This window comes from Fulvimonas sp. R45, assembly GCF_030504985.1.
GTDB lineage: Bacteria > Pseudomonadota > Gammaproteobacteria > Xanthomonadales > Rhodanobacteraceae > Rhodanobacter_A.
The window spans coordinates 265,772-291,520 of record NZ_JASERU010000001.1; the positions used below are offsets into that span (position 1 = coordinate 265,772).

The window sequence follows — 25,749 nt, forward strand, 5'->3', positions numbered from 1 at the left end:
ACCGCGCAAGGCATGAATGCCCTGCCCTCACGCGGTCGTCCGAAGATCAATCCGGGAACCTGCGCAGGTTCCCGCTCAGGGGAACAACATGGAACAGTCGAACGACAACGCCTCCGTCCAGGAACCCGCCGAGCAGAATACCCCGATAATCCGCGACATCGTCGAGGCGAATGTCCCGGCCATCCGGTTCGAAGCACTGGAACCTCGCGTCCTGCTGTCGGGCGACGTCAACCCCTCCGCGATTTCCATCAGCGGCACGCTGGACCAGCCCGGACAACAAAACCATTACCAGTTCACGGTGCAGGACACGCATCGCGTCGTGTTCGACAGCCTCACCAACCGGTCCGATATCGAGTGGGCACTGACGAACTCGGCCGGGCAGCAAATCGCCAGCCAGTCCTTCAACTCGGACACCGGTTCGTACGTGCCGGCATTCGACCTCGCCCCCGACACCTACACGTTGACGGTGGACGGCGTTGCCGATGCGGTGGGCAGCTATGCGCTACGCATCATCGACGCCGCGGCGGCGGTCCCCCTCACGCCGGACACGGCCGTCCATGACACGCTCGCCCAAGGCAACGAGACCGCCGTCTACCGCTTCGATGCCACGGCGGGGCAGAAGCTCTACTTCAATCACGCGGGCATGACAGGCGGTTCCGCCACCTGGCAGCTCCTCGATCCGTATGGACGGCTGGAGGGCGGCAGCTACGACGTGAACAGCGACAGGGACACCTTCACCGTGCAATGCACGGGCGAATACCTGCTCATGGTCGAGGGCCAGGCAAGCAATTCCAACCCGGTCGATTACGGCTTCACCCTGGCCAATGTCGTGGACAGCACCCAGGTGCTGACCCTGGACAACACAACCACCGCCCACATCGGCTCCGCGGGCGCGACCGCCAACTTCACCTTTACGCTCGACGACACGACGTCACTGCTGCTGGATCGGCTTTCGAACACGAACCTTTACTGGTCGCTGAGCGGGCCGCGCGGCCAGGAAGTGGCGCGCACCGGCCTCGACGAAACCTCCAGCACGGCAGTGCTATCCGGACTGCCCAAAGGCGACTACACGCTCTCGATCGATGCGGCCGGCGCCACAACCGGCGACTTCCAGTTCCGCCTGCTGACTTCCGCCTCGACGCAGGCATTGACTCCGGACCAGGCCACCAGCGGCACGCTTGACCAGCCGTGCGGTACTCGGCTCTACCGGGTGGATCTGGCCGCTGGCGAAAAGCTGAGCCTCGGGGGAACCGTCACGGGTGGCAATGCTTCATGGCGACTGGTCGATCCCTACGGTGCAACCACGGCCCAGGGCAGCCTCGACAATACGTCTGCCGTATTCACGGCGGGCGCGGCTGGAACCTACTGGCTGGCGATGGACGGCGCCGACTCGAACGCCGCAAACGCGGCGGTGGGCTACCAGTTCACCCTGCATCAGGTTCCCGACCTCGTCCAACTGCTGACGCTGCGCGCGCCGGTATCCGGCAACCTCGCCCTGCCAGGCCAGGATCAGGTCTACACCTTTTCCCTCGCCACCGCGACGCAACTTGCCTTCACTTCGCTGTCCAACCGCACGGACGTGGACTGGTCGCTCACCGGGCCTGGCGGCAAGCTGGTCGACCAGCGCACGTTCGCGCAGGGCGACGGCAATGCGCTGGTGGCCCCGGCCGGCGACTATACGTTGCGCGTCAGCGGCAAGAACGGCGCCACAGGCGCGTTCAGCTTCTTCCTGCAGGATCTGGCCCAAGCCGCCGCCATGGCCGTGGGCGACGAGATCTCCGGCAACGTGGGTCCGGACCAGCCGTCGGTGGCCTACTGCTTTGCCGCGAATGCGGGCGACCAGGTCGATCTCTCCAGCCTGTCGAGCACGGCCACCGGAACCTGGCGCATCGTCGATTTGTACGGCCGCACTGTCACGAGCGGCGCGCTCAAGAGCGGTGCAACCGGCATCCAGTTGTCCTCGACGGGGCAATACACGCTGCAGATCACCGCCGCTTCCCAAGATACAACCGCATCGGCATACGACCTGAAGCTGGTGGCCAAAGGCAACAGCGCCCCGGCACCGCTGCCGGATGGCGACGCACTGACATTCGGTACCGCGGTTGCCGGCGCAGTGGCTTCGGGCGATTCGAAGGTCTACCGATTCTCGCTGGCGCAGAACCAGTTCCTACTGATGGACTCGCTGATCTGGAACAGTTCTGTCACCTGGTCGCTGGTCGGCCCACGCGGCAGCGAGGTGTCCGGGCGCAGGCTCGAGGAAAGCGATGCCGATTACGGCACCCCTTCGATTCCGCTGGTTGCCGGCGATTACGCACTGGTCCTCAAAGGCTCGGGAAACTACAACTTCCGCCTGCTGGATCCTTCGCAAGCGATGGTGTTGACGCTAGGCCAGCAGGTGTCCGCCACGCGCTCGCCGTCCAACTCCACGTTGAGCTACCAGTTCGACGGGACAGCCGGCACCGACGTGTACTTCCAGGCCAGCAACGCCAACGATGGAAACTCCGATTGGCGCCTTTATGATCCCTATGGGCAACAGCTTCAGATCGGCAGCGACAACCTCACCTACCACCTCGCCGCCACGGGTCGCTACACGCTGGTCAACGAAGGCGACCCCTACATGTCGGGTTCGGCGTCCTTCAGTTTCAGCGTCCTGCCCAAGACCACCACGCAGCAAACCGCCGCCCTGAACCAGGTCTACGCGGGCGAGCTGGCGAGCGGCCAGGTGACCCAGTACGCGCTCCATCTCGACACCGCGCAGCTGGTCGACTTCGACGCGCTCAATTCGCTGTCTTCATCCGCCCAGTGGAGCCTGCAGGGGCCGGCAGGCTCCGGTTTCGGCTGGCTGAGTTCGTTCAGCGGCAACAACAGTCAGACACCCAACGCCCGGTGGCTGCGGGAAGGCGATTACGTGCTGTCGGTCCGCAACACCAGCACGGGCACGGCCAACTACCAATTCCAGCTCCAAAACGCCGACAGCGCCGTCGGCGCCCAGATCGGCACGCCCCTGACGCTGGATGCCGCCACCAGCCACGACACGCTCCTTCGATTGGACTTGTCCGCCAACGATCAGCTCTACTGGACGAGCAGCGACTATTACTCTACGTACACGCTGATCGATGGCTATGGCAAGCAGGTCTCTTCGGGTTATTTGACCAATTCACAATCCGTCCAGGCGCCAACGACCGGCACGTATTTTCTCGTGCTGGGCAAGCACAGCAGTTCGCTCGCCCTGAGCTTCGGCATCAAGCGCACCCTGGTCGCCCCCTTCACCTTGGGATCGACGGTCACCGGCGAAATAACCCAACCCGGCGACACGGTGAACTACACCTTTACCCTGGCGCAGGCGACCGTGCTGAGTTTCAACAGCACCGTCAGCAGCGGTAACCCCTACTGGACACTGGTCGGGCCGCGCGGAACCGAAGGCTCGACCAGCCTGGGAAGCGGCTACGAGCCCTACATCAAGGCACTGCCAGCGGGCACGTACACGCTCAGCATCAGCTCCTACTACCTTTCGACGGCGAATTACTCGTTCACCCTTTCCGACCTGGCCCAGGCCCCCGCCCTGCCTTCGCTCGACGCCACGGTGACGGCGACGCTCCCGCCGAACGCGGTCCAGGCGTTCCAGTTCGACGTCGCCGAAGCCGGCCAGTTCGCCTTCGACGCGCCGGCGTACAGCAATTGCAACTGGAAAGTCATCGACGACACCGGAAGGCAGGTCGCCGGAAGTTACGTCTCCACGATGGAAACGCCGTTCACGCTGGCGACCGGTCACTACGTGCTGATGTTCGACCACAACTATTCGGGCAACAGTTTCAGCTTCGCACTGCGCACGATAAAGACCCTGGACGCGCCATTGCCGCTGGATACCGCGGTCGACGCCCAGGTCGTCCGCATCGGCGATCGGCTGAGCTACCACTTCACCGTCGACGCGCCCACGCATGCCATGCTCGAATCCCTGGCCGACCGTGACGACATGTCGTGGACACTGACCGGTCCCACCGGCACGATCGGCAGCGGCACGCTCCAGGCCCAGGCCGACGGCAACCTGCTCGACCTGGTGGCTGCAGGCGATTACACCCTGACGATCACGCCGCAGACGGATGCCATCGGCGCCATCAAGTTCAAGCTCGATGCCTTTGCCGATGCCACGGCCCTGCCCTTGGGCACCGCACAATCGTTCACCGCCACAGCCCACGACGGCACCACGCTGTACCGCGTGGACGGCCAGGCCGGCCAATACCTGGCGCTGGACATCGGCAGCCTCGCGGGAACCGCGAAGCTCTGGATCCGGGACGCGCAAGGCAACACCATTGTCGGGGACACGACGCTGGCCGCGGATACCTCCTACGGTTTCGCCCTGCCCCATGACGGGCCATACCTGATCGGCCTTCGCACCGACGATGAAGGGGCGGCACAATTCGCCGCAACGGCATTGCTCGTCTCGCCGGAAAGCCAGGCGCTCGCCATCGGCGGAATCGTGACCGGCCCCCTCGACCACGTGGGGGTGCCGTCCGAGTTCAGCTTCGATGCGCCGGTCACGCGCCGGCTCCTGCTCCAGGACGTCCAGGGCACGACCGCCGGGTGGTCGATCGTGGACGGCAGCGGCGCGGTCGTGGCCCAGGGCTCCTCTGCCCAATCCGCCGCCGTGGTACTGCAGCCCGGCACCTACCGTCTGTACGTGACAGCCGTCGACAAGAGCCAGCTGGGCGATTTCTCCCTGCGCGTGCTGGACCTGGATGCGGCCCCGGTACTGGATCCCAACGGCACGGTGTCCGGCCACCTGCAAGGCCCGGACGACTTGGCAGTGTACCGGGTCGCTGCGGATGCTTCCGATGCAAAGCTTTCGTTGTCGGGCACCGCGGGCGCGCCTGTTTCATTGACGGTGCTGGACGCCGCGGGAACGACGCAGGGCAGCTATACCCTGCCGACCGGCACGGTTGTCCTCGCCGACGGGGTTTCCAAGGGGACCGAACGCATCCTGCTGGTCTCGGGTGCCAGCACCGCGGCCGATTACAGCCTGACCAGTACCGAGCAGGCGCAAACGGGGACCAGTGATGCACTTTCGCTGGGCACCGCCATCACGGGAACGCTGGCCCAGGCCGGCAACTACGCTTCCTTCCCGGTTGTGGTGGCTTTCGACCAGAAACTCAGCCTAACCGACCTGATGCAGGACTCCGGCTCGACCGGCACGAGCTGGGAATGGCTGCGCGCCACCGACGGCAGCGTTGTCGACCCCACCACGGTACTTGATGCCGGCGACTACATCCTGAAGGTCACCGCCACCGCCGACAATGCGCGCTATGCCTTCGACCTGCTTAACTCAGCCGATGCGCCACCGCTGGGCGCCGCTGGCTGCGACTCCACACTCGCCACCGACAAGCGTGCGTTTGCCTACACCTGCAACTTGCCGAAATCCGGCATACCGGACCTGACTGTCAGCGGCATCGACGCCTCGCAATTCTCCTGGCAAATCTTCGATGCAAACGGCAAGGCGGTCGCACAGGGGCTCGATGCGTCCCATCCCGACATGCCGGTATTGGCGGCAGGACAGTACACCCTGGTACTGCGCGCCACGGCCGCCGATGCCGTCGGCGCCTTCCACGTCGGCCTCGCCCTGCCGCCGCCGGTGCTGATCCCGCTGAAGGGCGACATCAGCGGCGACCTCGTGGCGAACGCGAGCGACGTCTATCGCCTGCACGTGCCTGCCGGGACGGCCGTGCAGATCCACGACCTCGGCTCGGATGCGTCCATCCAATGGACGTTGACGAATGCGAACGGCTATTCCGAGCTTTCCGGCAACGGCGCCCAGGGCGCGGCATTCGAACAGGCCAGTTGGCTGTCGGCCGGCGACTACCTGCTCACGGTTTCGGCCAGCGCGGTGGCTCATTTCGACCTGCAGGTGCTCGACCTGACCCAGGCGACCGCATTGCTGTCCGGCAACGCCACAGGCAGTTTCGACAAGGCGCGGCGGGAGATTGCATACCGGATATCGGCGGGCGAAGGACAACGGCTTGCGTTCGCCTTGCAAGGCGACAGCAGCCTGGCGTGGGCGCTGTTCAATGGCAATGGCCTACAGGTCGGCGGCGGTGGTTCGGATGCATCGAGCGAAGCCCTGTCATCCGGCAGCTACACGCTGCTGGTCATGGCCGCCGACCGGCAAGCCACTGATCTCTCGTACACGCTGGGCATGGCCGTCGTCCAGCCGGTGACAGCCGATGCGAACACGACCATCACCGGCACGTTCGATTCGAGCGGCCACGCGTCCTACCGGATAAATCTGGACCAGGGCCAACCGGTAGAGCTGATTAACGTGCTGGCCGGTGATGTACGACTCAGTCAATCGGGCAACGAATTCGACGCGTCCTACCACCCGGCGTATCTGGAGGAAGGCCCCTGCGACATCGACCTGTTCGGCACGGCCGGTACGAGCTTTTCCTTTGAACTGGCGGCGTTCAAGAACGTGCCGGCCATCCCCGATACCGGCGTGGTGTCCCTCAGCGCCGGGCAGGAGGCTGCGGTCTACCGCTTTTCGGCCCAGGACGAATTCGGCACCGTCGATGTGGCGCCTGTCGACACAGTGAACCTCCAGTACGCCGTGTATGACCCGAATGGCAACGAGGTATGGTCCGACACGGCAGGCAACCTGGGCCATCTGCTCGATGCCGGCGACTACTACCTGGTCATCGAACGACGCGAATCCCCCATCGATACGGACGTCGTCACCACGGTCACGCTCGGGGCGCAGGTCTCCGCGATAAGCCTCGGAACGACGACAACCGTCGACACCCAGGCCTCGGAGTACGGCGAGGCCTATACATTCACGGTACCGTCGGAAACGCTGTTCCAGCCGCTGCTCGGCGGGGACGTATCGCAATGGCAGAACTATAGCCTCACCGACGATGCGGGCAACGTCGTCGCCTCCGGCGGACTGCGCAATCTGGCCCCCGTCCTGCTCGCGGCCGGCAACTATCGCTTCACGGTCGCAAGCCAGTCCTCGGGTGGCGGGGAAGCTTTTGCCGAAAGCAGCACCGAGAACACCAGCGATACCTGGAGCATCCAATGGATGGATCTGGGCCAGGCCACGGTGCTCTCCACGGATGCCCCCGTGGCCGCCAACTGGGCCTCCACCTACAACCAGCAATCGGCCTACCGCTTGAGCGTGGCGGCCGGAGACACGTTGTCGCTCCAGTTCACTCCGGATGCCGATACCGGCAATGGCGACGTGGAGTGGGACGTGTTTGATTCCCAGGGCCACTTCCTGGGTTACGGCTCCTCCGGTTACGACGGCACCCTGCCGTCGATCCCCTTCGTCGCCAGTACCGACGTCTATGTGATCGTCAGCGGCTACCGTTACAGTTCGGAGGTCCCCTATACCTACAGCGGGACGTTCGGGGCAACCATCGATCATGTGGCCCCGGTTCCAGTCACGCCGGTCACCCCCTACACCCTGGGACAGACCGTCGACACCCAACTGCCCGTATCCGGGAGTTGCGCCTACGGCTTCAGCCTGTCCAAGGCCGGATCATTGTTCGTCAGCCTTGCCGATGGCGGGAACAACGGGGACGATTTTGGCTGGAGGCTGCGCCTTGGCGACGCGATAGTCGCCGACGGGAACGTCAGTGCCGACGGTGTCAAGATCGTCAATGGCCTGGCCGCCGGCGACTATGTCCTGGAGGTATTCAACCGGGACACCGGCGGCAGCGAATCAGGCTACAACGACCTGAAACTGTTCGTCAGCGACACGGCCAGCGTGCCGGCGCTGGATGCTTCCGATGCTTCGGGTGCACCTGTGGTGCAGGCAACGCTCGCCACCGGAACCGCGTACTATTTCAATCCGAACGATTGGGGCACCTGGGATGTCTACCGCCCCGACCTGTCGTTCTTCGGCACCATCGTCATCGGCAATGGCAACGGCCCCCGTGGCGGTGGCGAAGAAGCTTTCACATCCCTGGACAATGGCCCGACCGGGCCCGATTTCACTGCCGATGCCCCGGGCACCTGGTACTTCGCCAGCAGTGCAGGAGCGCCGTCGGTCCTCGTTTCGACCGCCTTGCAGATGGGCAGCGAAGTCACCGGCACCGTGAGTGCCGGGAATGAATCGTCCCCCGGTTCCAGCGCCTTTTACGGCTTCCATCTCGATTCGGTCCAGCTGGTCGATCTCTACCTGGGCGCCGCTGCCGGCCAGAGCAGCAGTCCCGATGTGGAACTCTCGCTCGGTCACGACGGGCAGTGGACCTCCGTCGAGCCGGGCCTGCTGTCGCTCGAAGCCGGCGATTACCAGCTCCGGGTGGATGGTGCCGATTCCGGCAACTCCGAAGCCTATCGGCTGGAGCTGAAGGATCCCGCCGCCACGGCCCCGGTGCTCGTCGATGGCTCGGCGCCGACGGTGATGCCGCTGGGCGACCTGGAGACGAACGGGAGCGACACGTTCGCCATCGACGCGAATGCAGGCGACACGTATGGCTTCATCCCCGGAGACAGCCTGCAGGGTTCGGAGGTGACCTGGACCCTCTTCGATGCAAGCGGCGCGGTCGTGGAGGAAGGCGGTGCCGACGGACTACAGGCGATCCAGTTCGCGCAAACCGGACGCTACTACCTGCAGTTCGCCAATTTCGATTCGAACGCCGCCCTGAACGACGGCTCCGTGCCGCTGAGCTTCCAGTGGATGCGCGCGCCAGGCGAATCCGCGACGCTGGACCGCGGTGGCGTGTCGGTGCTGTCCGCGGGCGCCCCCCCGGTACTCAAGCAATACAGCGTCACGCTGGCCGCGGACTCGAGCCTGGTGTTCTCCGGTCCGTCCGTTTTCGGCCTGTGGTCGCTTTCGGACGGTACGACATCCACCGGCTGGTATGGCTCCATCGATTTCGGATACCCCGATTCGCTGGGCATCGCCCCCGGTACGTACACCCTCAGCGTCTGGGCCTTCACCAACGACGGCTCCGACGCCGACCTGAACATCCAGGTGGAGGACCTGAGCGCCGCGCCCACCCTCGCCCTCGACCAGACGGCCTCCATCCAGACGGGGGCCACGCAGACGTCGACGTTTTACCGGGTGACGCTGGCCACGCCGGATCTCGTGTTGCTGGACGCACTGGCAAGCACGAGCGGCGTCTCCGCCTACGCATGGCTGCTCGGCCAGGACGGCCAGTGGCACGGCACCAGCCTTACGGGCAACGGGAATCCAGTAGCGCTCGACGCAGGAAGCTACCTGCTCGAGATCGACGCCCACTCCACCGACAGCGCCGAGCACACGCTGCCCTTCCGCCTGCTCGGCATGGCCCAGTTGCCCGAACTCGCGCTCGGCGCCATGACGACACCAGGCGCCAATCAGGGAGCGACGCCCTCGTACCACGTGCATATCGACGAACCCACTTCACTCGCGCTGGATGCCAGCGGCGCCAACGGCAGTTGGGAACTCACCGGCACCAACGGGAAAGCCTTCCGCGGTACCCTGGGCGATGTCCAGATCGAAACCGTGCCCCCGGGCGATTACGTGCTGTCGTTCTCCTTTGCGACCGGCGACGCGAGCCAAGGCGACTTCCACTTCCGCCTGGTGGACGTCGAGAAAGAAGCGCCGATCGTCGTCGGACAGACGGTGACGGACACGATCGCAGCGGGGGCCAGCCACTTCTATGGACTGGATGGAACCTCGGGCGAAACCATCCATATCGTGCCGACGCCGGGCAGCGGTACCTGGACATGGAAACTGCTGGATGCCATGGGCAATCCTGTGGCGCTTGCCAGTGGCAGCGGCTCCGGGGAGCTCACCGCGACACTGAACTCCACCGCACACTACATTCTGGTGGCCACCGCCAGTGGCACGAATACGACATCCGAGACGCTGCAGTTCACTTGCCGGACCGGGGTAAGCCTCGGCGATCGACTGAGCGGAACCCTCTACGGCGGCAACAGCACCAGCTACTCGCTGCAGCTCGACCATGCCACGGACGTGCTGTTCGATCTGGTGCAGGAAGGAAGCTACGTCCCCAGACTGACCGTAAGCCAGGGGAACACGATGATCTACAGCGGCTACCCATCGAGCAGCACCCTGGTTCCGCTGGGAGCCGGCACCTACACGGTCACCGTCGCAAATACCTCCTACTACTGGTACACGACGGCGTTCGCCCTGGACATGATCGATGCCGGCCAGGCGGCGGCGCTGGCTGCAGGCGACAGCGCGAGTGGCACGGCAGCCCAGGGCGCGGCCCAGGTCCGCCGATTCCAGGCGAAGGCCGGCCAGATCTTCCAGTTCACCGGCAGCACTTCCGGCACCTGGCAGGTATACGACGCATTCGGCCGCCTGATGACCACGAGCGACCTGTCGTCGCTTCCCCGCAGCGGCGACTACACCCTGGTATGGGACAGCTCGACCGCCAACTATGGGTCGACGGCGACCACGCCATACGTGCTTTCCTTCTCCCTGACGAATCCCGAACTGCCACTGGCGCTGGACACGCAGATCACGGTCACCTTCCCTGCGACCGGAATCGCCACCTATTCGTTTGACATAACGCAATCCGGGCTCTACTGGTTGGACCAGATCAGCGGCTCCATCGGCTCGGCGAAAGTCACCGACGCCCGCGGCGTGGTGGTCTTCGACTGCAGCGACCTCAGCCAGGGCGTACCCGCGATGTCGCTCGGCGTCGGCAGCTATACCCTCGTCCTCAGGCACAGGCAGTACTACAGCAACACCCTTTCCTTCCAGCTCAAGACCCTGGCGGCCGCCGCCGCGCTCGCCTTCGACACGCAAGTCTCCGGTGGCCCGCAAACCGGCACCGTCGCCTACCAGTTCGATCTCGACCAAACCAGCAACTTCCTGCTTGCCCATGGCGATTCGCCGTCCGTCACGTGGACGCTGATCGGTTCCTACGGCAAGGTCGTATCGACCGGCAATTTCGACACCTACAACACCAGCTCCAGCTATGCCAACCTGGCCTCGCTGAAATTGGGCGCCGGGCATTACGTCCTGCTCGTATCCGGCAACCAGGCCTTCCAGTTCGAAGCGACCAAGACCATCGCGCCTCTGACGCTGGACAGCACGATCAGCGGAAGCCTGCCGACCGGCGGCGTCCCCGTGCAGTACGCGCTCCACCTGGACGGTGCGGAGCAGCTGACCTTCGACAACCTGAGTTCGAGCTCGACGCTCTTCTGGACGCTCACGGGCCCCGATGGCGTGGTCTTCGCCCAGAGCATGCAGAAGACCGGGTACGGCTATACGCGCGAGGACAGCAGCGGCCTGCTGCCCCCGGGCGACTACGTGCTCTCCATTTCCAGCTTCAGCGGCAGCGAGCCTTATTCATTCCGGGTGCTGGATCTCGACCACGCCACCCGGATCCAGACCGATACGCCCGTCAGCGTCACCGCATCGCCCGTCAATGGCCTTCAACTTTTCCGTTTCGATGCCGAGGCCGGTACGCACTACTACCTCGATGCGATCAGCCTCGTCGGTACGGCGACCGCGCCCTACCAGAGCCTGACAGCTCCCGAGTGGACCCTGCTCGACCCGCTGGGCCGCGTCGTGTTCGGCCCGACGCGTATAGGCAACGCATACGACCAGTACGTCAGCTCCAACGCCTACCGCGAAATCTTTAACGGCTACGACCAGGAAAAGGTCTTCGCGCTGTCCGGCACCTACACCCTCGTCATCGGCGGCAGCAATACCGACAGCGGAGTCCCGGCCCCGGTGTCCTTCAACGTGGTGACGGTACCCACGCCTCCCACCGTGTTCCTCAACAGCCTGGTGACCCAGCCGTCGCCGGATCTGGTGGTCGGTTCGTTCCAGCTGACGCCGGCGCAAAACCTTTCAACCGGCGAATCGGTCACGGCCGACTGGATCGTGGCCAATCAGGGCGCCATGCCGACCTCGGGCAACTGGAACGACCGCATCCTGGTGCGCAACACCGACACCGGTGCGATCGTCGCCGACCTCATCGTGCCGTACGACGGCACGACCGACGGCGCCATCGGCGTTGGGGAAACGCGCACCCGCTCCGTGACCTTCACCCTGCCGAACGGCTCGCAGGCTGCCGGCCACCTGAGCTTCACGCTCTACCTCGACAGCGACAACGTGCTGGCGGAAAGCAACGACTCGGGCACCGCCGAAGGCAACAACACCGCCAGCATTGACGCGGACGTCACGCTGGCGCCGTACGCGGACCTGACCATCAGCGACCTGACCCTGGATCCGGCCGCCGGCATCCAGCCGGGCAGCACCGTCAACGCCAGCTGGATCACGCACAACGACGGCAATATCGATATCGACGCGCCTTGGAGCGAAACGCTGCAGGTGCTCAACCTGTCCACCGGCAACGTCGTCGCCACCGTCACGCTGCGCGACGACCTGGCCGCCGGCGCCCTGGCCGCCGGCGCGACACGCACCCGCCACGCCAGCTTCACCTGGCCGACCGGGCTGGACGCCTCGGGCCGCTATGCGATCACGGTACTGGCCGACAGCGCCAACGACATCGCCGAAGGCAACGGCCAAGGCACCGGCGAGACCAACAACAGCACCCAGCAGATCGTGGCGGTAGGCCCGGACCTGATTACCCGCAACCTGCAGGTGACCAGCCCGCAGATCATCGCCGGCGGCACGGTCACGATCACCTGGGACGACGTCAACCAGGGCGGCAGCGCCACCGGGATCGGCTTCAATGACCGCATCGTGGTGAAGAACCTCGACACGGGCCTCGTCCTGCTCGACAGCAGCGTGTTCTACGATCCGGCGCTCGGCGGCAACGGCCCCATCGCGCCCGGCGAAACCCGCAGCCGCAGCTTCACCTTCCGCCTGCCCGACGGACTCAGGGGCACGGGCAACATCGGCATCACGGTCACCGCCGACCAGAACAGCGCGGGCACCGGCGTCCTCTACGAGACGAACCTGGACAACGACGCCGAGAGCAACAACAGCACGTCCACGCAAACGATTTCGACCGCACAGAAATACGCCGATCTGGAAGTGACCAGTTTCACGGCGCCGGCCCAGGCGGTCGGCGGGCAAACGGTCGGCGTGAACTGGAGCGTCACCAACCACGGCCTGACCTCGACCAGCGCAAGCTGGTCCGACGAGATCGTCTTCAGCACCGACGCCATCATCGGCAACGCCGACGACGTCGTGATCGGCACCGTGGAACACGACGGCGCACTCGCCGTCGGCGACAGCTATACGGAGCAGGCCAACGTGGCGCTGCCGATCCGGGGCGACGGACACTACTACCTCGGCGTCATCACCGACGCCAAGCAGGACGTGACCGAGCCGGACACACGCGCCGACAACGCAAGCTCCGCCCAGGCGCTCGCCATGGCGGCACCCTACGCCGACCTCGGCGTCAAGTCCGTCATCATGCCGGCAACCGCGCAGGACGGCGAGAACATCCTCGTCACCTGGCAGGTCGACAACACCGGCAACGCGCCGACCGACCTGGCGCTGTGGAACGACAGCGTGGTGCTTTCGAAGGACCCCACCGCGAGTTCCGACGACCTCGTCCTGGCCGGCTCGGTCACCCACGCCGGCGTGCTGGGCGTCGGCGACAGCTACACCGGCCGGGCGACGATCACCCTGCCGCGCGGCCTGACCGGCACCTACTACGTCATCGTCACCACCAACCGCAACAACACGGTGACCGAGCTGGGACACACGGCCAACGACACCGCGGCCTCGGTGGGTACGCTCACCGTGGCCCTGGCCCCGACCGCGGATCTCGCGGTGGACAGCGTCACCGGACCGACGGCGCTGCGCCCCGGCGACGCCGCCACCGTCACCTACGTAGCCAGCAACCTGGGCGGCGCGGACGCCACCAATGCCTGGCGCGACCGCATCTTCCTGGTGGATGACTCCGGCAACCGCTTCGAAGTGGCCAGCGTGCTCAACACGAGTCCGCTGGCGGCCGGCGCCAGCGTCACGCGCAGCGTGGCCGTCAAGGTGCCCGGCTCGCTCGCCAGGGGCAGCTATTACTGGGAAGTCCAGACCAACACCGACAACAGCGTGTTCGAGCGCGATGCGACGGGCAACAACCAGGCGCTTTCGGACGCCCCGGTCGCCATCGCCAAACCGGACCTGGCGGTTACCGCACTGACCGGCCCCGGCCTGGTCGTCTCGGGCAACACGCTGCACGTCCAATGGACCGTGGACAACAACGGCGGGGCGGCACTCGGGACCTGGGTCGACCGCGTCTACCTGAAGCAGGGGAACACCACCACGCAGGTCGCCGAGGTGGCCGAAAGCGGCCCGCTGGCGACCGGCGCCAGCTACTCCGGCAGCGCCGACATCCAGATCCCCCTCGCCTACTCCGGCGAGTACCAGGTGATCGTGGTCACCGACGCGGTCAAGGCGCTGGACGATGCCTCGCGCACCGACAACACGCAGTCGACCGGCCTGACCGTGCAGACCGCCCCGCATGCGGATCTCGCCGTATCGGCCATCGTGGCCCCGCAAACCCTGATCGCGGACCCGGCCACGCTCGACGTGAGCTGGACCGTGACCAACCAGGGCAACGGCAGCAGCAATGCCGACGGGTGGACCGACCGCGTGGTGCTGTCCACGGACGACAACGTCGCCGACGGCACCGTGCTCGGCGAGTTCCACCGCGACGGCGCGCTGGCGCAGGGCGAGAGCTACACCGGCCAGCTGTCGGTGATGCTGCCCCCGGGCACCTCGAAGCACTACAAGTTGTTCGTGGTCACCGACGCGACCCACGCGGTGTTCGAGAACGGCGCGACCGCCAACGACACGCTGGAACTCGACCACGCCGTCGACGTGATGCCCAAGCCCTACGCCGACCTGCAGGTGCAATCCGTCACCACGCAGGGCACCGCCACCAGCGGCCAGCCGCTCACGGTGAGCTGGAGCGTGGCCAACAACGGCATCGGCATCACCGACACCGCGCAGTGGAGCGACCAGGTCTGGCTGAGCAGCCATCCCGACGGCACCGGCTCGGTCGTGCAATTGGCCTCGGCCGACCACATCGGCCAGCTCGCCGTGGGCGACGCCTACACGCGCAGCATCACCGTCACCCTGCCTAACGGCATCCAGGGCAACTACTACCTCAACGTGCGCACGGGCGGTCCGTTCGAATTCATCTACGGCAACAACGACGTCGGCCACAGCGCCGCCGTGCCGGTGCAACTGGCCCCCTCGCCCGACCTGGCCGTGCAATCGGTCAGCGTGCCGCAGGCGGCGCAGGAAGGCGCTCTGGTGGACATCGCCTGGACCGTCGTCAACCAGGGCGCGGCTGACGCGGTCGGCCCGTGGGTCGACACCGTCAAGCTGGTCCCCGCCGACGGCGGCGGCCAGGCGGTCGTGCTGGGCAACTTCACCTACGACCGCCCGCTCTCGCCCGGCATCACCTACACCCGCACCGAACAACTGCGCCTGCCTTCGAAGATCGAAGGGCTCTACCGGATCGAGATCGTCACCAACTCGGGCGGCAACAACGACGTCTACGAATACGGCGCGGCAAGCCAGAACAACACCCTGATCTCCACCGATGCGTTCCAGGTGAGCCTGCTGAGCCGCCCGGACCTGCAAGTCGGCAGCGTGGTCGTGCCCGACCACGTGGCGGCAGGCACCAGCGCGGGCATCCAGTACACCATCACGAACCTCGGCTCGGTCGCGGCCAATGGCCACTGGCGCGACAAGGTCTACCTCTCGCTCGACGGCACGCTGAGCGCCGACGACCAACTGGTCGGCGTCTACGACAACAACAGCGCGCTGGCGCCGACCGAGAGCTATTCCAACACCACCGCGTCCGTCAACATCCCCATCACCTGGCGCGGCGATGCCTACCTGATCGTGGTGGCCGACGGCGACTACAACGTCGACGAGTACCCCAACGACAACAACAACATCAAGGCGGCGCACTTCTACGTCGACCCGCAGCCCTTCGCCGACCTGGTGACCAGCGACGTGGTCGCGCCCGACCAGGCCGTGCACGGCGCCAGCATCGACGTGCGCTACAAGGTCAGCAACCTGGGCAGCGCGCCCACCCGCGGCCTCACCGCCGACGTGGACAGCTGGACCGATACCGTCTGGCTGGCTAAGGACCCACGCCGGCCGGGCGCCAACAAGGGCGACGTGCTGCTGGGTTCGGTCAAGCACACCGGCAACCTCGCGGTGGGCGAGGACTACCTGGGCGACCTGCAGGTCACCGTTCCCGACGGCACCCTGAGCGGCCAATACTACGTCACGGTCTGGTCGGACGCCTACGACACCATCCTCGAGGACACGCTCGCCTCCAACATCAATCCGGACGATCCCACCCAGGTCGACAACAACAACTACAAGGCGCGGCCCATCAGCGTGCTCGGCATCACCCCGCCCGACCTGGTGGTGACCAAGGTGGACGCGCCGGCGACGATCGACGCCGGCACCAGCCTCAGCTTCAGCTACACGGTCCAGAACCAGGGCGACCTGTTCAACGGCGCCTGGGTCGACACGGTCTACGTGGCCGACAACGCCGACCTGAGCAAGGCCAAGCACGTCTGGACCCTCGGCAGCTATACGCAGAACCGCGCGCTGAACAACGGCGAGTCGTACACCGTCAGCCAGACCGTCCAGCTGGCGCCATCCATCAGCGGCAACTACATCATCGTCAAGACGAACGCCGATCCATGGACGCACGTGCACGAGTCGGACGAGAGCAACGACACCCTGGCCAGCGCCGAGCTGGTCACGCCGCACCCCGCCGACCTGCAGGTCACCGCCGTGCAGTGCCAGCCGCAGAACTATTCCGGCGAGCTGACGCCGATCACCTGGACGGTCACCAACAGCGGCGATGCCGTGTGGGCGTCGACGGCCAGCTGGCAGGACTCGGTGTTCATCAGCACCGACCCCACCTTCATCCCGAGCCGCGCCACGGCCCTGGGCGCGTTCGAACACAAGAACACCGGCGGCCTGGCCGCCGGCGCCAGCTACACCGTCACCGCCAATGTGCAGTTGCCGGCAGGCACCGGCGGCCGCTATTACATCTATGTCATTACCGACAGCGCCCGAAGCAGCTACGGCTTGCCGGCGAAGGCTGCGGACGAGATGGTCTCCGGCGGTTACAACAACGACGCGGCAAGCTACTACGGCCGCTCCGTCTACGAAGGCGCCAGCAACACCAACAACATCGGCGGTGCGCCGCTGAACATCACCTATCGCGAAGCCGACCTGCAGATCGGCGCCATCACGATCGACAACCCGGCGCCGCAATCCGGCGACCTGGTGACCGTCACCTGGACGGTCACCAACCAGGGCACCCGCGCCACGCGCGTCAGCGACTGGTACGACGGCGTCTACCTGTCCAACGACGACTCGCTCGACACCGGCGACTATGCCCTGGTCGAGAACCGTTCCGGCCTGCAGCCGGTCCATCTGACCGACGCCAACGGCAATCCACGCTTCCTGCAACCCGGCGAGTCCTATACGCAGTCGGCCACGTTCCACCTGCCGCAGTCGATCAGCGGCAACTTCCACATCATCGTCAAGGCCGACACTTCCACCGCACCGGATGTCTACGAGGCCAGCACGATCCGCTCCGACCTGATCGGTATCAGCGGCAGTGGCCCCGGTGCAGTGCTGGAATTCAAGGACGAAGGCAACAACGTCGCCTCGCTGGCCCTGCCGATTACCCTGGCCACCCCGCCCGACCTGCAGGTGGCCCAGGTCACCGCGCCCGACTCGGTGCTGGCCGGCCAGAGTTTCGGCGTGGACTACCGCGTGGTGAACGCCGGCGGCGCGACGCCCAGCGGACAATCCAACTGGAACGACCTGGTCTACCTCTCGCGCGACCGCTTCCTCGACGTCAACAAGGACTACTACCTCGGCTACCTGGGCCACAGCGGCGGCCTCGCCGCAGGCGGCAGCTATGACGGCCATTTCCAGGTCACCGCCCCGAGCGACCTCGATGGTCCGTATTACGTCTTCGTGATCACCGACCCGGCGCAGGCTTTCGGCAGCGGCGTCTTCGGCAAAGTGCGCGAATTCGGCAACGACCAGAACAACGCCACCGCTGCGGCGCAGCCCATGCTGGTGGAAACGCCGCCGCCGGCCGACCTCCAGGCCGTCGACGTCAGCGCGCCGGCCCAGGCCACCGTCGGCAGCCCGGTCACCATCACCTACTCGGTCACCAACAACTCGAGCAACACCGCCCACGGCCAGTGGACGGACGCCATCTACCTGTCGCAGGACAACGGCTGGGACATCGGCGACATCCTGCTCGGCAAGGTCGGCCACGTCGGCGACCTTGCCGGCGGCGCCAGCTACTCCGGCACGCTCACCGCCGACCTGCCGCCGCTGAAGGACGGCAGCTGGCGCATCATCGTCCGCCCGGACCTGTACAACGAAGTCTACGAGGGCGACATCAGCTACGGACCCACCGGCCTGGTGATGGCCCCGGGCGAGGCGAACAACCTCACCGCCTCGGCCGCGACCATCCAGACCCAGGTGCCGCAGATCGCCGTCGCCAGTCCCACGCCGATCACCCTGTCCGACGGCCAGACCCTGCTCTACAAGGTCAGCGTGGCCGCCGGCCAGACCCTGCGCGTGCTGCTCGATTCCAGCGCGACCAACGGCGACAACGAGCTGTTCGTGCGCTACGGCGACATTCCCACCAGCTTCGCCTACGACGCTGCCTACACCGACGCGGCCTCGGCGGACCAGCAGGCGCTGATCCCCAGCACCCAGGCCGGCGACTACTACATCCTGGTGCGCTCGCGCAGCGGCAACGCCGTGCCCGCCACCCTGCGCGCTGACCTGCTGCCGCTGTCCATCACCAAGGTCACGCCGGACAACGGCGGCGTGGGCGACGACGACCACCGCTGGGTCACGCTGGACATCTACGGCTCAAGCTTCCAGGCCGGCGCCATCGTCAAGCTGACCCGGCCGGGCGTCTACGAGGCTGAGCCGGACCGCTGGCAGGTGCTGGACGCCACCCACATCCGCGCCGTGTTCGACACGCGCAACTTCCCGCTCGGACTGTACGACGTCACCGTCGTCAATCCCGATGGACAGAGCGTCACCGAGGCCGACCGCTACCTACTCCAGCGCGGCATCGAGGACGACGTCACCATCGGCATCGGCGGCCCGCGCAACCTCGAACCGGGCGACGCAGCCACCTATTCGGTATCGCTGCAGAGCCTCACCAACGTCGACACGCCCTACGTGCGCTTCGACATCGGCGCGGTCGAGATGGGCTACAACAAGTACCTGCTCGACGAACTGAACCTGCCCTACGCGATATTCGGCTCCAACGTGGGCGGCTCGCCGTTCGGCAACACCGCCGGCGCACCGGCCAACACGCAGGGCTACGGCCAGACGCCCGGGACCCAGCCGCGCAGCGACATCCCGTGGGCGTCGCTGGACGGCACGGAAAACACCAGCGGCTACAACCTGGCGCCGGGTTACGCCTTCGACGTGGCCGACCACGGCTTCGTCGGCATGACCTTCCAGCTCCAGACCTACCCGGGCCTGACGGCATGGGTGAACGGCGACTTCGACGCACTGCGCGACGCGCTGTACGCCACCCATCCGGACTGGAAGGCGCAAGGCATCCTCGACGGGGGCGTCAGTGGATTGGACAAGATCCAGAAAGGCCTTACGGCACGCTTCCTGGATCCGGACCTTCGGGCCTTGACCGATGTCGAAGCGATGTCCGAATCGTTCGAGATGAACATCGTGGGTGCGGCCACGGCGCTGACGCGCGACGAGTTCGTCGCCGAGCAGACCGCGTACGCCCTGCGCCTGCGCAATGCCGTGCTCGCGGATGCGGACGCGCCCAGCGCCCTGGCCGTGCTCGCCGCCGACCCGACGCAATGGGTCGACGGCTGGCTGGCCGCGCTGGAAGCCTCGGGCATGCTGCTCCCGGCCGACCAGGCGCCACCGATCTCCACCAACCCGCAGGTGGTCAGCCTCAACGCCACGCTGGCCGCCGGCATCCTGATGTCCAAGGGCGGCGACAGCTATCGTACGCAGGCCGACATCCTGGGCTTCTTCGCCAAGGTGCAGCAGTGGTATGGCGACACCGCGACTTATGCGGGCGATCCCGACGCGGCTACCGGCGCGATCGATCACTACGAGACGCGCACGGACCCGGCGAGCGGGGCACAGGTCCAGGTTCCCGTACCGGCCATGGCCAACCCGGCCGACTACGACCAGCACGCCGGCCGTACCCTGCAATTCGAGAACTTCACCGTCTTCGTCGGCAGCCAGGCCGAACTCGAGTACCTGCGCAACGAAGGCCTGCTCGACCAGGACTTCAACCCACTGCCCGCCAAGGGCCTGAACCTGGCACAGTACCTGCAGCTGGTGGCGGGCCAGAGCAACGTCGACGACACCGCGATCAGCGTGCAGGGTCCGCAAGGCCAGAGCATGGCCAGCGACGGCAGCGTCTACGTGCCCGCCGCCACGCCCCTGCCCTACAGCTTCGCCTTCAGCAATCCCGGCACGCAGGGCGTGGGCCAGATCCGCATCGTCTCACAGCTCGACCCGAGCCTGGACCCGCGTTCGCTGCGCCTGGGCGACCTGAAGATCGGCGACATCAACATCCACGTGCCGGCCGACCGCGCCAACTTCCAGGGCGACTTCGACTTCACCGGCAGCAAGGGCTTCATCCTGCGCGTGAGCGCGGGTATCGACGTAGCATCGCGCACGGCCACCTGGCTGCTGCAGGCCATCGATCCGGCCACCGGCGAGGTGATGAAGGACCTCACCCGCGCCTTGCTCGAGCCGACCGGAGGCTCGCAACCGGCCAGCGGCTTCGTCAGCTACACGGTGGCCGCCGCGAGCGGCGCCGTGTCGGGCGCGCACATCGTCACCGGCGCGCGCATCTTCTTCGACGACACGCCGCCGATCGACAGCGCCGCCGTCACCACCACGCTGGACGCCACCGCGCCGACTACCAAGGTGGACGTCACCGCCACCGGCACCGACGCCCAAGGCAACCCCACCTACGACGTCAAGTGGACCGCCACCGACGACGCCAGCGGCATCCGCTACGTCACCGTCTACGTCGCCACCGACGGCGGCGACTTCAAGATCTGGCAGCGCCAGGTCGGCCCCCGCCAGACCGAAGCCACCTTCACCGGCGAAGCCGGCCACCGCTACGAATTCCTCGCCGCGGCCACCGACAACGCCGGCAACCGCGAGGCGGCGATGGTCACCAACGCCGTGCTGCCCGACGACGGCAGCCGGCAGCAGGTGCTCGACGGCCTGGGCGTCACGCCCGGCGTCGAGCAGACCGCGCAGGTGCCGCAGGCGCCGGCCGACCGCAGCTACCCCGACAATGCGCTGTTCCAGCAGGCCACCCAGCTCGTGCCGGGCCAGGTCGCCAGTGTGGGCGCGGGCGACCTGCGCAACGTGCTGGCGCCGTTCGCCGCGCGCGGCTTCGCCGATGGCTTCGCCACCGGCGCGGCCGACATCGGCGCGATGGCGATGGTGCAACTCCCCGACGGCTCGGTGCTGGTCAGTGCTGGTGCCGAACGCAACGAGGTCTACCATTACGATGCGCGTGGCGGCCACGACACCACGCCACTGTTCACGCTCGATGCGCCGGTGCTCGACATGGCGGTCGATGCGCTCGGCCAGTTGTGGGTCATGACTGGCGACGAACTGGTGCAGGTCGATCCGTCCAGCGGCGCGATCCTGCGCCACCTGCAGGGACCGGACGGCCAGCCACTGACATATGCGCTGGCGATCCAGCCGGGCACGGGCGACATCTACGTGTCGGCCAGCGACGGCATCGACGTCTTCAACCCCAACCAAGCCGATCCCAGCCTGGCTTGGCAGCACTTCAGCAACACCCGCGTGGGCGACCTCGCCTTCGGCCCGGACGGCCGCCTGTGGGGCATACGCTGGACCGGCAGCGACATCACCGCCGCCGATCCGAACGGCACCACCGACATCGTGAGCTTCCCGATGAGCGGCACCACGCTCGGCCGCGCGGAACTCGAATACCGCCTGGCCGGCGTGGTCGACTCGATCGCCTTCGGCCAGCCGGGCAGCCTGCTCGACGGCCTGCTGTTCGCCTCGGGCGGCCTCGACCAGCACGTGCAGGTGGACGGAGTCGCCGACACCACCCACGGTTCCTCTGTGTGGATGATCGCGCTCGACTCCCGCCGCGTGCTGCAGGTTGCCGGTGGCGGCACGCAGGGCGAGGCGCTGCTCACCACGGCCGACGGCCGCATCCTGGTGGCGCAGACCCACCACGTGGACGAGATCACGCCCGCCCAGGCACCCAAGGTCGTCGCCACCAGCGTGCCCGACGGCGCCCTGGTGCCGCTGCCGCTGAACCAGATCGCCGTGCAGTTCGACCAGGCCATGTGGCTGGGTACGGACCCGCAATCGGCGCTGGACGACGCCTCCAGCATCTTCGACGTCGCCAACTTCAGCCTGACCCCGGACGGCGTCGGTGCCACCGCCATCCACCCCGCCAGCGTGCGCTGGGATGCGGCCACGCACACCGCCTACCTCGACGTCAGCGGCCTGGCCGCCGGCCACTACCAGCTCACCGTCAGCGGCGGCCTGCGCAGCGGCATGCAGCTGGCGATCGGGCAGGACACCGTCACCGGCTTCACCGCGCTGCTCGATATGAGCTCGCAGGTACACATCGCCTTCAGCCACACCCGCTCCGACCAGGCCACCGGCGAAGTCAGCTACGACGTCAGCCTCACCAACGTCGGCACCGACGACATCGACGGCCCGCTGATGCTGCTGCTCGACCCGGGCGCGTACTTCGGCGACAGCATCACCGGCGCCAGCCAGGGCGGCGGCGACCAGGCGAACCTGTGGGTACTCGACCTCACCGGCGCGCTGCAGGCCCTCGGCGGCAAGCTGGCCGTGGGCGCCACGCTGGCCGACCAGACCATCAGCGTGGTGCCGGCCAGCGCCTTCAGCGGCCCCGGCGGGCTGCCGGACCTGGCCAAGTTCAACCTGGGCCACGGCATCTACGCCGTGCCGCAGGCCAACCTTCCGCCGAGCCTGGGGCTGGTGATGCCGGCGACCGACACCAGCGGCGACGGCAGCGACGATGACGGCAGCAGCGGCGGCGACGGTACGACCGACAGCGGCAACGGCACCCTCTCCACCATCGACTACAGCGCCGACACCTTCCCGGTCGCCGCCGCGGTCGGCCAGCCGTGGAGCGCCCAGGTCGACGCGCTCGACCCCGACGGCACCGTGTTCCACTGGCAGCTCGTGCAGGCCCCCGCCGGGCTCACGCTGACGCCCGAAGACGGCTACACCACCGACGACGACGGCCACTACCACGCCACCGCCACCCTGAACTGGACGCCCGGCGCCAATGCACCGGCCGACAGCCTGGTGGTGCTGCGCGTGCAGGACAGCCGCGGCGGCGTCGCCCTGCGCACCCTCCACCTGCCCGTCGCGGGCGGCAACCACGCGCCCACGCTGGCGCCGATCGACACGATCACGCTCGACGAAGGCCAGGCGTTGTCGCTGCCGCTCGTCGCGGCCGACGCCGACGGCGACCTGCTGACGCTCGCCGTCGCCAACCTGCCGCCGGGCGCCAGCTTCGACGCCCGCACTGGCCTGTTGTCCTGGACGCCGGGCTACGACCAGGCCGGCACCTACCACGACGTCACCGTCACCGTCAGCGACGGCAAGACGACCACCCGGCAGCAATTCGACATCGTGGTCGCGCAGGCCCAGCCGGCCCCGGTGCTGGCCCCCGTCGCGGCGCAAACCCTGCGCGAGGGCGACGCCTTCGGCCTGCAGCTCAACGGCCGCCTGCCCGGCGGCGCGAGCTTCGCCGACGGCACCACGGTCGCCCTGAGCTACAGCGCCCCGCTGCTGCCAGGCGGCATGACCCTCAACAGCGACACCGGCTGGCTGGCCTGGACGCCTGGCTACGACCAGCACGGCAGCTTCAGCGTCGCGGTCACGCTCACCGCCACCTACACCCTGCCCGACGGCAGCACGGTGGTCCGCAGTGCCACGCAGACGCTCGCCCTCGACGTGCTCAACGCCAACGGCGCACCGGTGTTCGACGCCAGCCTCGGCGATACCTGGAACCTGCTCGAAGGCCAGCCGCTGCGCATCAGCGTGTTCGCCTTCGACCCGGACAACCCCGGTTTCGTACCCAAGATCCGCCTGGCGCCCGGCGGCCAGCCCGTGCAGCAGGACGCCACCACGCCGGCCACCGTCAGTTACCAGGTGCTGGGCCTGCCCGCAGGCGCCACGTTCGATCCGGACACATTGGAAATCCAGTGGACGCCGGGCTACGCCCAGGCCGGCACCTACCACGTCACGGTGGTCGCCACCGACGACGGCGACGGCACCGGCTCGCCGGCCGTCAGCCAGGTGACCATCCCCATCGTGGTGGCCGACACCAACCGCGCCCCGGTGATCGCGCCGATCGGCAACGCCTTCGTCGACAAGGGCGCCACGCTCGACATCCCGGTCGACGTCACCGACGTGGACGGCAACCCGCTCCAGCTCACCTTCGACGGCCTGCCCCGCTTCGCCACCTGGACCCAGGACCCGGCCAGCGGCGACGGCCACGTCACCGGCACGCTGCACTTCGCCCCTGGCGACAACGACCGCGGCGACTACACCGTCACCGTGACCGCCCGCGACAACGGCGACGGCGACCCCAGCCGCGTGCTCACCAGCGCGGTCAGCTTCGTGCTCACCGCCCGCAGCACCAGCGAGCCGCCGGTGTTCGCCCTGCCCACGCAGATCGTGGCCGTGGCCGGCCAGCCGATCAGCCTGCCGATCTCGGTCAGCGACGCCGACCAGGACGCGCTCACCTTCGGCGCCACCGGCCTGCCGGTCGGCGCCCAGCTCACGCCGCAGGTCCAGTACGGCCAGGCGCTGTTCACCTGGACGCCGACCGCCGACGACGTCGGCGGCCACGACCTCGTGTTCACCGTCACCGACAGCGGCCTGCCCCCGCAGGACGCCGGCTACGCCAACCCGGCGGACCCGGTGCCCAACGTGGTCAGCCATACCGTGCGCATCGTGGTGCGCGCGGCCGACACGCCGCCGCAGCTGCTCGGGCTGCAACTCAACGGCCAGACGGTCGCCGACAGCGCCGATCCGGCCACGCCCGTGCAGTTGACCGCCACCGAGGGCACGCCGCTCGCGCTCGACCTGTTCGCCAACGATCCCGACACCGACCTGGTCAGTTGGACGGCCACCGGCCTGCCGCCGGGCATGACCCTGGCGGTGCCCGCCAGCGGCGGCGGCAACCGCGCCACGCTGAACTGGACGCCCGGCCTGTTCGCCGCGCAGAGCGACAACGTCGGCGGCACCAGCCCCGGCACCTACCGCTTCGATGTCATCGGCAGCGACGGCTACGCCAGCTTCGTGCGCCACTTCGAGGTCCACGTGGGCAACGTCGACCAGGCGCCGGTGATCCTGCCGGTGCCGCTGCAGCTGGCGAACGAGGGCAGCACGCTGTCCTTCACCGTGCGCTCGCTCGACGCCGACGGCGATCCCATCCAGACCAGCCTGGTCTACGACGACGGCACGCCGCCCGGCGTGAACTTCAACCCGGCCACCGGCGCGTTCGAATGGACGCCCGGCTACGACGTGGTGGACAACGCCACCGCCGGCAACCGTGACTTCAGCTTCACCTTCAAGGCCACCGACGGCACGCTCACCACCACCCAGACCGTCGACGTGCGCGTGTTCGACAGCAACCGCGCACCCACGCTCGGCGTGGGCAACCACCTGGCCGTGGTCGGCCAGACGCTGAGCCTGCCCATCCACCTCGGCGGCAACGCCAGCGACGGCATCACCGTCAGCGACCCCGA

1 protein-coding gene (running past one end of the window) is annotated in these 25,749 nt (G+C 67.2%); it reads left to right on the forward strand.

Annotated features, from left to right (window positions below):
* Positions 1–88 precede the first annotated feature (88 nt).
* Positions 89–25,749, forward strand: the 5' portion of a protein-coding gene (locus tag QMK61_RS01315) for a tandem-95 repeat protein (protein WP_302069900.1). Its footprint extends 11,491 nt past the window's final position; only the first 25,661 of its 37,152 coding nucleotides appear in the window; it begins with the start codon at positions 89–91; its stop codon lies beyond the right edge, outside the window.